The sequence below is a fragment of the Salinimicrobium catena genome (assembly GCF_900102915.1).
Taxonomy (GTDB): Bacteria; Bacteroidota; Bacteroidia; order Flavobacteriales; family Flavobacteriaceae; genus Salinimicrobium; species Salinimicrobium catena.
The window spans coordinates 865,402-879,790 of the sequence record NZ_FNGG01000001.1; the positions used below are offsets into that span (position 1 = coordinate 865,402).

The 14,389-nt window shown below is 45.6% G+C and carries 14 protein-coding genes; 10 read left to right on the forward strand and 4 right to left on the reverse strand.

The window, feature by feature from the left end:
- Nucleotides 1-36: 36 nt before the first annotated feature.
- On the forward strand, nucleotides 37-513 hold the full coding sequence (locus tag BLS64_RS04000) for a hypothetical protein (RefSeq protein WP_093111957.1): 477 nt from the start codon (nucleotides 37-39) through the stop codon (nucleotides 511-513).
- Here BLS64_RS04000 and BLS64_RS04005 read toward each other — a convergent pair whose 3' ends face one another.
- From BLS64_RS04005 to BLS64_RS04015, 3 genes are read right to left on the reverse strand one after another with little or no spacing between them, the layout of a single operon-like run.
- A complete protein-coding gene (locus BLS64_RS04005) occupies nucleotides 514-1,380 on the reverse strand; it encodes a hypothetical protein (RefSeq protein WP_093111959.1) in 867 nt (288 codons plus the stop codon).
- A gap of 50 nt (nucleotides 1,381-1,430) precedes the next feature.
- On the reverse strand, nucleotides 1,431-2,555 hold the full coding sequence (locus BLS64_RS04010) for a glycosyltransferase family 2 protein (protein ID WP_093111961.1): 1,125 nt from the start codon (nucleotides 2,553-2,555) through the stop codon (nucleotides 1,431-1,433).
- Nucleotides 2,552-3,517 (reverse strand): lysylphosphatidylglycerol synthase transmembrane domain-containing protein, encoded by a 966-nt coding sequence (locus BLS64_RS04015; RefSeq protein WP_143019270.1) that lies wholly within the window; start codon nucleotides 3,515-3,517, stop codon nucleotides 2,552-2,554. The genes BLS64_RS04010 and BLS64_RS04015 overlap by 4 nt, the downstream gene beginning before the upstream one ends.
- Nucleotides 3,518-3,599: 82 nt before the next feature.
- On the opposite strand from BLS64_RS04015, the gene ruvC reads away from it, so the two are divergent.
- From ruvC to BLS64_RS04065, 9 genes are all read left to right on the forward strand, one after another.
- Complete coding sequence (gene ruvC, locus BLS64_RS04020; RefSeq protein ID WP_093112317.1) at nucleotides 3,600-4,151, forward strand: crossover junction endodeoxyribonuclease RuvC; 552 nt, start codon at nucleotides 3,600-3,602, stop codon at nucleotides 4,149-4,151.
- Between the two features lie 76 nt (nucleotides 4,152-4,227).
- A complete protein-coding gene (hemW, locus tag BLS64_RS04025) occupies nucleotides 4,228-5,358 on the forward strand; it encodes a radical SAM family heme chaperone HemW (protein WP_093111965.1) in 1,131 nt (376 codons plus the stop codon).
- Between the two features lie 140 nt (nucleotides 5,359-5,498).
- A complete protein-coding gene (locus BLS64_RS04030; RefSeq protein WP_093111967.1) occupies nucleotides 5,499-6,248 on the forward strand; it encodes a cyclase family protein in 750 nt (249 codons plus the stop codon).
- Complete coding sequence (locus BLS64_RS04035; protein WP_093112319.1) at nucleotides 6,248-6,625, forward strand: DUF4260 domain-containing protein; 378 nt, start codon at nucleotides 6,248-6,250, stop codon at nucleotides 6,623-6,625. The genes BLS64_RS04030 and BLS64_RS04035 overlap by 1 nt, the downstream gene beginning before the upstream one ends.
- Nucleotides 6,626-6,694: 69 nt before the next feature.
- On the forward strand, nucleotides 6,695-7,045 hold the full coding sequence (locus BLS64_RS04040) for an MmcQ/YjbR family DNA-binding protein (RefSeq protein WP_093111970.1): 351 nt from the start codon (nucleotides 6,695-6,697) through the stop codon (nucleotides 7,043-7,045).
- Nucleotides 7,042-8,817, forward strand: a complete 1,776-nt coding sequence (locus BLS64_RS04045) for a MutS-related protein (RefSeq protein ID WP_093111972.1) — start codon at nucleotides 7,042-7,044, stop codon at nucleotides 8,815-8,817. The genes BLS64_RS04040 and BLS64_RS04045 overlap by 4 nt, the downstream gene beginning before the upstream one ends.
- An 83-nt stretch (nucleotides 8,818-8,900) precedes the next feature.
- Entirely contained in the window at nucleotides 8,901-9,905 is a 1,005-nt protein-coding gene (locus tag BLS64_RS04050) for a metal-dependent hydrolase (protein WP_093111974.1), read from the forward strand.
- 16 nt (nucleotides 9,906-9,921) lie between these two features.
- Nucleotides 9,922-11,634 carry a DUF885 domain-containing protein gene (locus tag BLS64_RS04055; RefSeq protein ID WP_093111976.1) on the forward strand — a complete coding sequence of 571 codons (1,713 nt, stop codon included), beginning with the start codon at nucleotides 9,922-9,924 and terminating at the stop codon, nucleotides 11,632-11,634.
- A 669-nt stretch (nucleotides 11,635-12,303) separates the two neighbouring features.
- The gene (locus BLS64_RS04065) at nucleotides 12,304-12,879 is read left to right on the forward strand and encodes a PhnA domain-containing protein (RefSeq protein WP_093111980.1); all 576 of its coding nucleotides are present in this window, start codon (nucleotides 12,304-12,306) and stop codon (nucleotides 12,877-12,879) included.
- Between the two features lie 64 nt (nucleotides 12,880-12,943).
- On the opposite strand, the gene BLS64_RS04070 is transcribed toward BLS64_RS04065, so the two are convergent.
- The gene (locus BLS64_RS04070) at nucleotides 12,944-14,341 is read right to left on the reverse strand and encodes a dipeptidase (protein ID WP_093111982.1); all 1,398 of its coding nucleotides are present in this window, start codon (nucleotides 14,339-14,341) and stop codon (nucleotides 12,944-12,946) included.
- Nucleotides 14,342-14,389: the final 48 nt, after the last annotated feature.

Consider the following 14,389-nt stretch of genomic DNA (forward strand, 5'->3'; position numbering starts at 1 on the left):
TTTCACTATTTTTGAAGCTCACTGTGAGTTTACTGAATGAAGAAAACTTTACTCATCCTTTTTTTGACGGCCCTAACTTCCTGTGAGTACTTTGAAAAGCAAAAAGTCTCTTCAGAAGAGATCCTATCCGAAGAAACTCGCGAGCTCAACTGGCAGGAAGTGGATCAGTACCCGGCCTTTGAGGAATGTCGGGAGTTAATGGAGTCTGACGCGGCCAAAACCTGCTTCGGAAATAAGGTGGCAAATTATTTCTATGCGCGACTGGAAGCTAAACACCCGGTAGTGACCGAATCTATTGACGACACTCTTTACCTGTATCTGCGGATATCTGAAAAAGGCATTCCGGCCATAGATTCTATGGAAGTGGATTCTCTCGTGGTGGCACAATTGCCCGAGATCAAAAACTGGCTTAAGCAAAGCGTAGATTCGCTGCCAAAGATCTACCCGGCCAGCAAACGCGGCATTCCCGTGGTGACCAAGTTCAAAATGCCCATCGTCATACAGGCGGAATGATCAAAGGCTGAATTTGTAGCCCACCGTAAAATCCAGCGGAAAGTTCCCGTTCCCGTCAAGAACAAGCGAAACAATGTCATTATAGCTCAGGGTGATGTAACTTACATCGGTCACCCTAATGTCTGTGCCCACCCCAAAACTAAAAGGCGCGGTAAATGAAAACCCGCGATCGTCTTCAACAGCGATCACCTCTCCCGCCTCATCGATGATGTTCACCCTGTCTTCGGAATAGAGCAGGGTAGCGAGTTCGGTGTCAATGTGCAGGTCAAATCCCGAAAAGTACAATACCTTGAACCGGTAGTTCACCGAAAGCTGTGTAGAGCTGTACCGGTATTGATCCCTTTTGAATGAATGCCTGAGTTGGAGAAATGCCACGTGTCTCGGGGCCAGATTGGGGTCAAAGAACTCGAATTCCACTCCCAGCACTGGAGCCATGACATTATCGGGGTTGGTGGTGTACTTGTTGTTTGACAGTCCTGTGAATAATCCCAGCCGGTGCTGAATGTTTGGAGTGGAAGTATTGTAAGTATAATCTTCCTGGACCAGCGCGTTATACTGGTTTGTGAAATGCTTCAAGCTGTAGAGAAGGAACTTCACTTCATCTGTTTTAATGTCGGCATCGGCGGTAAGTTTTTCAAGTGTGTTCCTGTATTCACCATTGGCATTGGTGAGTTCGCGCAGGGTCTTGTTCTTCTGAACAAAATACCTGTAGGTGGTGCCTTCGAGGTTCCAGTATAAACTCAGCGGCCCTTTCACTTCCCGCTGTAACTGCAGGGTGTCTCCTTCTATGATGAATATGTTCTGGGCCGCCAAACTGCCTGTGATCAGAAACATAATAATAGCCAGTATTCTTCTTGATCTTCGCATTTTTTTAAGTGTAGGAAATTAAAGATAGCAAAAAATATCCGGTGTTTTTCCTACTTTCTGAATCTCCTGCCTTTCCAGTTGTAGCCACAAAAAAGAGAAATAGCTGTTACATAACTGCTGAAAAAAGGATAGATAAGGCTGCTGAAGAAATAAGTCTTCATAGCTTTTTCCCTGTCAAAGAACCGGGCGCCCTGATAGATCAGAATGAAGTCGGCATTAAATTTTAAAAGGAAAGGCAAACCAAACGCCTGTAGAGGTAGCAGTCCGGTCACAAAGCCCAAAAATGCCATTATTAGGCCCAGGTTCATCAGGAGAACGGTGAGCCCGACAATTTTCGCAAAGAAACTTTTGTAAGCTGAGGTTTTTGCCGCCCAGCGAACGCGTTGGGAAATAAGGCTTTCCAGGTCTGGCTGCAAGGTTGTTTGAACAATGGCAGCCCGGCTTTTTAAAAATGCGGTTTTGAGCCCGGCTTTTTGAAACTTTTCAAGCAGGAAGATGTCATCGCCGCTGGCAATGCCTTCATTTCCGCTATAGCCGTTAACTTTTAAAAATGCTTCTTTGCTGAAACAAAGGTTGGCGCCGTTGCACATTATGGGCAGGTCCACTCCAAAGCTGCCCATGGTTGCTGCCTGTAAACTGAAGATGTCCAGCTCCTGAAAGCCGTTCCAAAATCCCTTTTTTGGGATCACAGTCACCGGCCCTGCGACGAATTCTGCTTCATCGTTTTGAATTACTGCATCAAGTTCCTGCAGCCAGGTTTCAGGCAAACGGCAATCGGCATCGGTGGTGGCGATAAAGTCATTTTTCGCTGCTTCTATCCCGGTGGTGAGGGCATCTTTTTTTGGGCTTCCAGATTTTCTTTGATTCTGAAGGAAGCTGACATTCAGCTGTGGATTTTCAGAAATAAAACTCGTGCATATGGCTTCGGAAGCATCTTCAGAAGCATCATTGATCAGAATAATTTCGAAAAATTCTTTCGGGTAATTGAGCTGCTTCAGGCTGTACAGCAGCTCCGGAAGGGATTCGGCTTCATTTCGAAAGGGAATAAGTATCGAAAAAGTTGTTTTTGGGACGCTATTTTTTCCGCAGAAATCCGGCAACTTCCGAAGGCCATAAAGCAGAAAAAGCAGTAGAAAAACGTAGAGAAAGCTTATGACCGCCAGAAAGATGATCATGGCCTGGCAGGGGTGGTTTTCTTGTATTTAAGCACAAAATAGCTGCCCAGCACTCCGGGTACGGCGAAATTGAGGATCCAAACCGTGAGCACTATGGTCAAAACCACGATCTGCGGTACCTGCAGTAGCCCGAAAACCCACACCGCGAAACCGCCTTTTATTAGGGCATCAAAGATGATCATGGTGGGAATGATGGAAGCCAGGATATAGGTGCTGAAAACTGCCGAAATGAGCAGCGGATACGACACGTCTACCTTGAAGACCAGCAGCAAAAAGTAGAACTGGTGAGTGAAGATGAGGAAACGTGCGGTGGCGTAGATCATGGTCTTCCACCTGATTTCTTCGGGCACATTGTAAAATGAATCTTCAAGTCTTTGGATGGAATATCCTTTAAGCCTTAATCTGAACTTTTTCATGATCCAGTAGATCACGAATGGCGAAACCAGTAACCCTGCGACCAGCAAAGCATTGAAGAAGGGCAGGGGCAGGTCCAGGGTGGTGATGAGAAAAAGCAGACCGGCGATCCCGAAAAAATAGGTAGCGAACAGCTGGGCCATATTGCCCATAAAGTTTAGGAAAATGACCTTTCTCCAGGCGTTGCGGGCATAGTAAAGGCATTTTGCGCCATATTCTCCAATTCTACTGGGGGTAAAAATAGCGGCGGTGAAAGAAGCCAGACTTTCTTTGATTGCCTTTTTAAAAGAGTTTTTCCTCACATGGGCGCTAAGGTTCTGCCATTTGAGGATCTCGAAATACCAGTTGAAAAACGTGAGAAACAGCAACACAAGGATATTTGTGAAAGAGAATACCCGATACTTCAGCAGAATATTAAGGAACTGCTCCAGGTTCATTTGCTCGTCTGAGGTGAGCTTGTACCAGATAAAATAAACTGCGGCCGAAACCACGAGGATCTTAAGAGCGAATGATAAGAATTGATTAGCTTTGTGCGAGGTGATCCTCATATGTTCAGTGAGAGGTGGTTACAGCTTTTTCCTGATCAAAAATCAGATATATAAAGGTTTACCCTGCAATAATACGAAGCTTTTGAATACCGAAAAAATCATTTTAGGCATTGACCCGGGTACTACCATTATGGGGTTTGGCCTGATTAAAGTCGTCAACAGGAAAATGTCCTTTTTGCAGCTCAATGAGCTGCAGCTTCAAAAATATGATGACCCGTATGTCAAACTGAAGCTTATTTTTGAGCGCACCATAGAATTGATCGATACCTGGCATCCTGATGAGATAGCCATTGAAGCCCCTTTTTTCGGAAAGAACGTGCAGTCGATGCTCAAACTCGGCCGGGCACAGGGAGTGGCCATGGCAGCCGGTTTGAGCCGGGAAGTGCCGGTTACCGAATATTCTCCAAAAAAGATCAAAATGGCCATTACCGGAAACGGGAACGCCAGTAAGGAACAAGTGGCAAAAATGCTTCAAAGCCTCCTGGCTCTTAAAAAGCTGCCCAAGAATCTCGATGCCACAGACGGACTCGCGGCTGCGGTTTGTCATCATTACAATTCCGGGAAAGTGGTGGCCGGGAAAAGTTATTCCGGGTGGGAGGCTTTTGTGAAGCAAAATCCTTCGAAAATAAAATGATTTGAAAATGTGCTAATTTGAAGATTTGAAAAATGATCTTCAAATTTTCAAATCAACTAATCTTCAAATTGAATAAATGGCAGGAATTTATATACATATCCCCTTTTGCAAACAAACCTGTCACTACTGTGACTTTCATTTCTCGACGTCTGTGAAGAAGAAGCCGGCAATGGTCGAGGCACTGTGTCGGGAACTGGAATTGCGAAAAGAGGAGATTCCCGGAGAGGTGGAAACCATCTATTTTGGTGGTGGAACTCCGTCACTGCTGGAAAAAGAGGAACTTGAGAAGATCTTTAAGGTGATCTACGAGAATTATTCGGTTGGGGCAGACCCTGAGATCACCCTTGAAGCCAATCCCGATGATCTTTCTGAGGAAAAGATAAAAATGCTGGCCGATTCTCCCGTAAACCGTTTGAGCATTGGGGTGCAGTCTTTTTTTGAAGAAGATCTGAAGCTGATGAACCGGGCGCACAACGAGAAGGAGGCGCTAAGATCCATACAGGCTGCAAAAAAATATTTCGACAATATTTCTATTGATCTTATCTACGGGATCCCGGGGATGAGCAATGACCGCTGGAGGGAAAATCTTCAGATCGCCTTAGATCTCGACGTGCCGCATATTTCCAGCTACGCCCTCACGGTAGAACCCCGAACGGCTCTAAAAAGCATGATCGAAAAGGGGAAGATCGCTCCCGTAGAAGAAGGGCCGGCCAGGGAGCAGTACGAGATCATGATTGAGGTTCTGGAAAAAGTCGGATTTGAGAACTATGAATTTTCCAATTTTGGAAAGCTTGGGTATTTCTCGCGCAATAACACTGCATATTGGTTTGGGAAAACTTACCTGGGGATTGGGCCTTCTGCGCACTCTTTTGATGGTTTAAGAAGGAAGTGGAATGTGAGCAATAACTCGCTTTACATTAAAGCCCTTGAAAAAGGCGAAATTCCTGTAGAAATAGAAGAACTCTCTGCAAAAGACCGATATAACGAACTGGTGATGACCCGGCTGCGGACCAAATGGGGAGTTTCTGTTGATGAAGTGGAAAGAAGTTTTGGAAGAGATTATAAAGAGTACCTGCTTCGGGAAGCTGCAAGATTGATCAAGGATGGAATGCTGGAGTGGAAAGAGGGCAGACTTCACGTCTCAAAAAAAGGGAAATTTTTGAGTGACGGTATCGCCGCGGAATTGTTCAGGGTGGAGGAAGAGTAACGATTGGAAGTTTTACCCTGTCAGGGTTCCAATCCCCTGACAGGGTTGTAGATTTACTAGGTATATTGATTAAAAGAATATCTGAATTTCTTTTTGAGATCTAAAGACTTACTTTTACATCTACCATTGATCAATAATTAATGAAGGCAAATATTCACCACAAATCCGGAAGTTTCACCATCGATCTCTCCAAACCCATCGACATTTCCCTCAGCCTTAGAGGCGACGAAAAAAATCCCATCGCCTGGTATTTGGGTACACCCCGGATCGAGCCGGTGAGGTACGGCGATTTTATAGGAAAGGTAAGCCTGGGAGCTTCAACCAATTTCAATGATATCTCCTTTAATCCGCACGGGCATGCTACTCACACCGAATGTGTGGGTCATATTACCCCCGAATTCCACAGCATCAATGATAACCTCAAGAAATTTTTCTTTTTAGCCAAGCTCATTTCCGTCGAACCCGAAGTCAGAGGAGAGGATAAGGTCATCACCAGAGCACAGCTCGAGAAACTTATTGATAAGGGCGAGGCAGAGGCACTGGTGATACGGACTTTGCCTAACACCATCGCAAAACGCAGTAAGCACTACTCACATACTAACTGGCCTTATCTGGAAGAAGCGGCGGCCAGGTACATCAGGGAATGCGGCGTGGAGCATTTGCTGGTAGACCTGCCTTCTGTAGACAGGGAAAAGGATGAAGGGAAACTGCTGGCACATAAGGCGTTCTGGAATTATCCTAAAAACACCCGGTTTGAGGCCACTATTACAGAGCTGGTGTATGTTCCGGTTAAGGTAGAAGACGGCGGGTATTTCTTGAATTTACAGCCGGCTTCTTTTGAGAACGACGCCGCTCCCTGTAAACCGGTGCTTTACAAGATCGAAAAATGATGAAAACTACTTTAAAACTGGAAGAACTGGGCATGCTGCTCCTGGGACTATTTCTTTTCACCTCGCTTGAATATAGCTGGTGGCTGTTCGCGGCGCTCTTCTTTGTACCTGATGTGGGCATGCTTGGCTATCTTTTTGGGAACAAGGCAGGAGCCATAGGTTACAATGTATTTCATCATAAAGGGATAGCGATCCTTTTATACCTTTCCGGATTATACCTGCAATCTACTGGACTACAGCTTGCCGGACTTGTGCTTTTCTCCCACGCCTCCTTTGATCGGCTGCTGGGGTACGGCCTCAAGTATGAAAATGGTTTCAGGTTTACACACCTGGGCGAAATAGGAGCTGCAGGGAATAAGAACAGGCAGGCCGGTTAAGCTCCAAAACTTCTTTCTATCTTTGGAGAAATCCTTCCGCAGTAACTCTTAGGAAAAAATGGTACAGCAATGAACGTGGAAAGTTTCAGGGAATATTGCCTTCAGAAAAAAGGTGTGACCGAAGAATTTCCTTTTGATGAACATACTCTTGTCTTCAAGGTCTGCGGAAAAATGTTTGCCCTTTGCGGACTGGAGCGCATGCCTTTCCAGGTAAACCTGAAATGCGATCCGGAAAAGGCCATTAGACTGCGTGAGGAGTTTGACGGTAAGATCACCGGAGCGTATCATATGAGCAAAACGCACTGGAATACCGTTTTCGCCGAATCCCTTCCGCCGAAACTGGTCAGGGAAATGATAGACCACTCCTATGACCTTGTGGTGAAAGGATTAACTAAAAAACAACAACAGGAACTTCAATGAATACCCCCCATACTTTTTACAATTCACAGATCGAAAACTACAAGTCTCACCTAAGCAAAGCCTCACAAAAATTGGCTTTTTCGAGCCTCCTGCGGCTGGCAGTTTTTTTGGCTACCGCTTACCTGGTTTACTATTTCTTTGGAAACGCGACTGTCATCATTGGAGTGCTGGTAGTGGGAATCGCCTTGTTCCTTTTCCTGGTTTCCCGCCATTCAGACCTCAAGTATGAAAGGGACAAATTTCGAGAACTTATCAGGATCAATGAGACCGAACTGCAGGTGCTGGACAGTAAATTTCAGGAGCTGCCAGATGGTTCAGAATTTGAAGATCCGCAGCATCCTTTCAGCCAGGATATCGACCTCTTTGGGAGGGCCTCCTTTTTTCAGTATCTCAACCGTACCGCACTGGTAGAGGGGAAGCAGGAACTGGCCAGCCTCTTGCTTTCAAATGATATTCAGGGTATTGAACAAAAACAGGAGGCGGTAAAGGAACTTTCAGAAAAGGCCGACTGGCGGCAGAATTTTTCCGCCCTCGCCACCCTGGTCAAGACCGAAACCCGAACCCAGACCATTTTGAAGTGGCTAAAGACCTACAAGAGCTTTGTTCCGAAAATGATGCGATGGCTGCCATCTGTCTTTTCAGGACTGTCTGTAATAGTATTAGCAGCTTTTTTCTTTGATTTCATCGGTGGGATCGAGCTCCTGCTATGGTTCTTTACAGGGCTGTTCATTACCGGCATTTATCTGAAAAGGATCAACCTGCTCTCTGGCAGCGTTAGCAAGGTGCAGGATACCTTTCACCAGTATTACCAATTGCTCGCTTTAATTGAAAACACCGAATTCTCTTCTGAATTGCTTAAGGCCAGGAAAGAGTTGATCGCTTCTGAAAAAGAAAAGGCCTCAAAGATCCTGAAGAAGTTCTCAAAGGCTATAGATGCACTTGACCAGCGTAACAACATGATCTTTGGGATCTTTGGGAATGGATTTTTACTATGGGACCTAAGACAATCTTATAAACTTGAAAAGTGGATATTGAAGAACCAATCCAAGGTGAAACAGTGGTTTACGGTCATAGAATTTATGGATGCCTATAACTCGCTCGGGAATTTCTCCTTTAACCATCCGGGATATGTATTTCCCGAAATAAAGGATTTTGATGGCCATCTAACGAAATCTGAGCAACTGGCGCACCCATTGCTGGATCCTGAAAAGAGAGTTGCGAATGATTTCAGTATTGAGAAGGAACAGTTTTTCATCATTACCGGCGCAAATATGGCCGGGAAAAGTACCTTTTTGAGAACCGTGAGCCTGCAGATCCTCATGGCAAATGTGGGATTGCCTGTTTGTGCAAAGACTTGTATTTACTCTCCTATAAAACTCATCACCAGCATGCGTACTACCGATTCGCTGACCGATGATGAATCCTATTTCTTTTCTGAACTGAAGCGCTTGAAATATATCGTGGACGAGATCAAAAATGACAAATATTTCATCATTCTCGACGAGATCCTGAAGGGCACCAACAGTACTGACAAGGCCATCGGCTCTCGAAAATTCATCGAAAAACTGGTGCGTTCAAAATCAACGGGAATAATCGCCACTCATGATCTGAGCCTTTGCGAGGTGTCCAATGAACTACCGCAGGTCAAAAATTACTATTTTGACGCCGAGATCATCAACAATGAACTTAATTTTGATTACCGCTTTAAAAAAGGCGTTTGTCAGAATATGAACGCCTCCTTCCTGCTGAAGAAAATGGAGATTGTGGACTAGTGGACTAGTGGACAGTGGTCAGAGGATGGAGGTCAGAAAATTTTGGAATTTGGAATTTGAAAAAATTGGAATTTTAAGCAGGCATGGATAGTTTAACTCAAATAGTACTTGGTGCAGCTGTAGGAGAAGCCGTTCTTGGCAGGAAGGTCGGGAACAAGGCCATGCTGTATGGTGCTATTGCCGGTACTATTCCAGACCTTGATGCTTTTGCCGGCAACTTTACCGACACCATTACCGCGATCGAGATACACCGGGGTTTCAGCCATTCGATAATATTTTCAGTTTTAGCTGCGCCTGTGTTCGGGTACCTCATTTCGAAGATCGAAAGAAAGTCCGGTGTAGGTTGGAAAGATTGGTCCTGGCTTATGTTCTGGGGTTTGTTCACCCATCCTGTTCTTGATTCCTTTACCACCTGGGGCACGCAGTTGTTCTGGCCGCTGGACATCAGGCTGGCCTTCAAGAATATTTTTGTGATCGATCCGCTGTACACGATTCCCTTTCTGGTCTTCCTCATCCTGGCCATGCGCAGGAAAAGGACAGATCCAAAACGTAAAAAATATAATAAGCTTGGTTTGCTGATAAGCAGCGGATATTTGGTGCTGACACTTATCTTTAAAGGCATCGCCTACAATAATTTTAAGCACAGCCTGGAGCGGCAGGGGATCTTTTACGAACGTATGGATACCCGACCCACTCCGTTCAATACGATCCTGTGGACAGCGAATGTAGAGGCCGAAGATGCTTACCTCATTGGATACTACTCGTTTTTTGACAATGATGGCCTCATTCGGTTCAAAGCCGTGCCCAAAAACCATCATTACCTCGGCATGCATAAAAATGACAAAAACGTGCAGCGGCTTATCAAGATATCAAAGGGCTGGTACACCATTTCTGAAACAGACGGTGACCTGTACTTCAATGATCTTCGCTTCGGAAAACTGAATCCTTCAGATCCCGATTCAGATTTCGTGTTCAGTTATAAACTCGTTCCGGAAAACGGTACGTTCACGGCCGAAGAGGTCGAGAAAGTACCCGATGAAGGCCGCGAGATCGTGATCGATCTTTGGGAAAGGATCAAAGGAAATTAACTTTAAAAGATAACTTATGAAACTACGTCTCCCAATCATCCTCATCGCGCTCCTGTTAGGTTTACAGTCAATGGCGCAGAAGGCTTCGGCACAGCTGGACTCGGTCATTCAAAAGGTGCAGGAGCACAAGGGATATCACCGGGAAGAGTTTCCGCTGGGAAATTATTCCGAAGAATACTATAAAGAAGAAGCAGATTTTGCCAGGGAGCAGTTAAAAGAGCTTGAAAAAGTAAATTCTGACGCCCTTTCTGAAACCGAGCAGATCTCAAAAGAACTGCTGAAATATAAGCTGCGGGAAACCATCGATTTTTATGAATACGGCGCTTACCTGAATCCGTTGCTTTCTGATGCCGGTTTTCATGTTAGCCTGCCTTACCACGTGCGCGACCTGAGCACCTATGAGCAGGTGAGAAAATACCTTAACAAGCTCAATGCCGTGCCCCAATATGTAGATCAACACCTGAAATTGCTGCGGAAGGGGATCGAAAAAGGCAATGTGCAGCCGCGGGTGATCTTTGAAGGTTATGACGCTACATATAATGATCAGTTGGTCGCTGACCCGCTGAAAAGTTATTATTACACCCCATTTCTGGATCTTCCGAAAACGCTGACCCAGGCACAGAAAGATTCGGTTTTGAAGGCAGCCGAAAAGGCCATTTCAGAGAATGTCATTCCGCAGTTCAAAAGGATCAAGGAGTTTTTCGAATCTGAATACCTTCCGGCAGCGCGCCAATCACTGGGAGTTTCAGAAATTCCGGGAGGTAAGGAATACTATCAGAACAGACTGAACTATTACACCACCCTTGAACTTTCCGCAGAAGAGATCCATCAAAAAGGCCTTAAAGAAGTAGCCAGGATAAAGGCAGAAATGCAGAAGATCATTGAAGAAGTGGGTTTTGAAGGCAGTTTTGCCGACTTCATCCATTTCCTGCGGACCGATGAACAATTTTATGCCGAAACAGGCGAGGAACTTCTCAAAGAAGCCCGGGATATTTCCAAAAGAATTGACGCGCAGCTTCCGAAGTACTTTAAAAAATTGCCCAGGCAGCCTTATGGGGTGGCGCCGGTGCCCGATGCCATTGCACCAAAATATACAACTGGCCGATATGTGGGCTCTGCTGAAGATACCGAGCCAGGATATTACTGGGTGAACACTTACAACCTTTCCAACCGGCCGCTGTACGTTCTACCGGCTTTGACTGCCCATGAAGCCGTACCGGGCCATCACCTGCAGATCGCCCTTAACCGGGAATTGGGCGATAGCATTCCTGAATTCAGAAGAAGCTTTTATTTATCGGCTTTTGGAGAAGGCTGGGGGCTTTACTCTGAAACCTTAGCCCAGGAAATGGGTATTTACACCACTCCTTATGAACGCTTCGGGAAACTTACTTATGAACAATGGCGTGCCGGAAGGCTGGTGGTGGACACTGGAATTCACGCGCTGGGCTGGACCCGCGAGCAGGCAGTGATTTTCTTAAAAGAAAATACCGCGCTTTCATTGCACAACATCAACACCGAAGTTGACCGCTACATCTCCTGGCCGGGGCAGGCGGTCTCTTATAAGATAGGGGAGATGAAGATCAGGGAACTTCGCGAAAAAGCGGAAAAGGCACTAGGACCAAATTTCAATATCAGGGATTTTCATGAGGTGATCCTCGAACAGGGAACAGTGACCCTGCCCATAATGGAAAAAAGGGTTGAGGCTTATATTGAGAGGAATTTGAAATAGGGAAACAATTCAGCACGGATTATAAATCCGCGCTATCTGTTTGGAAGTTCAAAGCTGGCGCGGATCTGCAATCCGTGCCGTGGATTTCAAAAATGGCCAGATTAACTATTTTACATTTGATTAGAGAATTGTTTTGGAACTCAGCACGGATTATAAATCCGCGCTATCGGTTTGGAAGTTCAAAGCTGGCGCGGATCTGCGATCCGTGAAGAGAAAAACTATATTTCCTCATGTCAACAAAATATAAAGCGACACAACCAAATACAGGATATTATGTGACACTGACTACCGTAGGTTGGGTGGATGTATTCACACGGCCTCAACAGAAGGACATGTTGATCAAAAATCTTCAATTTTGTCAAAAAGAAAAAGGCTTGGAAATTTATGCTTATTGTATCATGTCTAATCATTTGGAAGTTCAAAGCTGGCGCGGATCTGCGATCCGTGACGACCTCAAACAACACCACAAATCTGGCGCAGATCTGCGATTCATGACGTGGATTTCACAAATGATCAGATCAACTATTTTACATTTGATTAGAGAATTATTTTGAAACTCAGCACGGATTACAAATCCGTGCTATCTTTTTGGAAGTTCTAAGCTGGCGCGGATCTGCGATCCGTGGCTACCAAATAAAAACCTAAATTTGCCCCAAACAAAAATCTCTCATGAGCCTCGAGCAAGAACTATTTCAACGCAGCGGATCCCAGTGTGAACTTTGCGCATCAAAAGAAGACCTTCATATATTTGAAGTGCCTGATTCTCCTGCAGATGCAGATAAACATATTTTGATCTGCGGTACCTGCAAGGAACAGATAGAAGATCCTGAAAAAGTGGAGCCTAATCACTGGAGATGCCTCAACGACAGCATGTGGAGTACGGTTCCTGCGGTACAGGTGATGGCCTGGCGTATGCTGAACAGGCTCAAAGCCGAAGGCTGGCCGCAGGACCTGCTGGAAATGATGTACATGGAAGAACAGCAGCTGGAGTGGGCCAAAGCCGGTCAAAACGCTGGAGAAAGTACAGGCGGAGTGGTGCACAAAGACAGCAATGGCGCAACCATTGAAGCCGGTGATACCGTGGTGTTGATCAAGGACCTCCCTGTAAAAGGTTCAAGTCTGGTAGCTAAAAGAGGCACTGCCATAAGAAGAGTGTCCCTGGTTCACGATAATCCCGAACAAATTGAAGGAAAGGTAGAAGGGCAGCAGATCGTGATCCTTACAAAATTTGTGAAGAAGGTGTAAGCTAAAAAAAACCTAACAGGTCTCCGAGACCGGTTAGGTTTGATATATTCAAAAGAGATTTCTCTTATTTCTCTGCCTGCTTCAGCTTTGTGAAGTGCTTGTAGAAAAGTGGAATGGTCTCAATGCCTTTCAGGTAATTCCAGATCCCGAAATGTTCGTTAGGAGAATGAATGGCATCTGTATCCAGTCCGAAGCCCATTAAAATAGTCTTGCTCTTAAGCTCCTCTTCAAATAAAGCTACAATGGGAATGCTTCCCCCGCTGTGCTGTGGAATCGGATCTTTTCCGAAGGCTTCGGCATAAGCGTCATTGGCGGCCTGGTATTCCAAAGTATCGATAGGCGTTACGTAAGCTTGTCCGCCATGATGGGTGTTCACATTCACCTTGACGCTTTTGGGAGCGATCTTTTCAAAATGGTCCTTGAACAGGGCGCTGATCTCTTTCCAATCCTGGTCAGAAACCAGGCGCATGGAAATTTTAGCATAGGCCTTAGAAGGAAGAACCGTTTTAGCGCCTTCTCCTGTGTATCCTCCCCAAATTCCGTTCACATCTAAAGTAGGCCTGATGGAAGCGCGTTCCAAAGTGGAATAGCCTTCTTCGCCATGTACCTCATCAATATTTAGTTTTTCTCGGTATTCTTTAAGATCAAAAGGAGCCTCGGCCATTTTCGCTCTTTCTTCCTGAGAATATTCCTTTACCCTATCGTAGAATCCGGGAATAGTGATGTGATTGTTCTCATCCTGTAAGGATGCAATCATCTTGCAAAGAATGTTGATGGGGTTGGCCACAGCACCGCCGTAAAGTCCGCTGTGCAGGTCGCGGTTAGGACCGGTCACCTCCACTTCCATATAGCTCAATCCTCTTAAACCTGTAGTTATAGAAGGAGTGTCCTTAGCTATCATTCCGGTGTCGCTGATAAGGATCACATCGTTCTTTAGTTTTTCCTTGTTGTGCTCAATAAACCAGCCCAGGTGTTCGCTTCCCACTTCTTCTTCGCCTTCTATCATGAACTTGATGTTGCAGGGCAGCTTATCATTTTTGGTCATGTACTCCAGGGCTTTCACGTGCATGTACATCTGTCCTTTGTCATCACAGGCACCCCTGGCAAAAATGGCGCCTTCAGGGTGGATCCTGGTTTCCTTGATCACCGGCTCAAAAGGCGGGTTCTCCCACAGGTCAAGCGGATCTGGCGGCTGCACGTCGTAGTGCCCGTACACCAGTACTGTGGGAAGATCTGGATCAATGATCTTTTCTCCGTAGACCACGGGATGTCCGGGGGTCTCGTTGATCTCGGCCACGTCACAACCCGCTTCAAGCAGGCTCTTCTTTACCGCCTCAGCCGTCTTGAGCATGTCGTCCTTGTAGTTGGAATTCGCGCTGATAGAAGGTATTTTCAGCAGTTCAATAAGCTCGTCAATAAAACGTTGCTTATTCTCTTCTACGTATGTTTTGGTGTCTTTCATATTGGTCGTTTTGTAGTTGAGTAAAGGTAAGAAAATTAGAGGTGAGAT

Bases quoted from the DNA above. Each gene is read 5' to 3' on its own strand.
- BLS64_RS04000 (WP_093111957.1), top strand. From the start codon at position 37: ATGAAGAAAACTTTACTCATCCTTTTTTTGACGGCCCTAACTTCCTGT.
- BLS64_RS04040 (WP_093111970.1), top strand. From the start codon at position 6,695: ATGAACGTGGAAAGTTTCAGGGAATATTGCCTTCAGAAAAAAGGTGTG.
- BLS64_RS04065 (WP_093111980.1), top strand. From the start codon at position 12,304: ATGAGCCTCGAGCAAGAACTATTTCAACGCAGCGGATCCCAGTGTGAA.
- BLS64_RS04010 (WP_093111961.1), bottom strand. From the start codon at position 2,555: ATGATCATCTTTCTGGCGGTCATAAGCTTTCTCTACGTTTTTCTACTG.
- BLS64_RS04015 (WP_143019270.1), bottom strand. From the start codon at position 3,517: ATGAGGATCACCTCGCACAAAGCTAATCAATTCTTATCATTCGCTCTT.
- BLS64_RS04005 (WP_093111959.1), bottom strand. From the start codon at position 1,380: ATGCGAAGATCAAGAAGAATACTGGCTATTATTATGTTTCTGATCACA.
- BLS64_RS04045 (WP_093111972.1), top strand. From the start codon at position 7,042: ATGAATACCCCCCATACTTTTTACAATTCACAGATCGAAAACTACAAG.
- BLS64_RS04035 (WP_093112319.1), top strand. From the start codon at position 6,248: ATGAAAACTACTTTAAAACTGGAAGAACTGGGCATGCTGCTCCTGGGA.
- BLS64_RS04055 (WP_093111976.1), top strand. From the start codon at position 9,922: ATGAAACTACGTCTCCCAATCATCCTCATCGCGCTCCTGTTAGGTTTA.
- hemW (WP_093111965.1), top strand. From the start codon at position 4,228: ATGGCAGGAATTTATATACATATCCCCTTTTGCAAACAAACCTGTCAC.
- BLS64_RS04070 (WP_093111982.1), bottom strand. From the start codon at position 14,341: ATGAAAGACACCAAAACATACGTAGAAGAGAATAAGCAACGTTTTATT.
- BLS64_RS04030 (WP_093111967.1), top strand. From the start codon at position 5,499: ATGAAGGCAAATATTCACCACAAATCCGGAAGTTTCACCATCGATCTC.
- BLS64_RS04050 (WP_093111974.1), top strand. From the start codon at position 8,901: ATGGATAGTTTAACTCAAATAGTACTTGGTGCAGCTGTAGGAGAAGCC.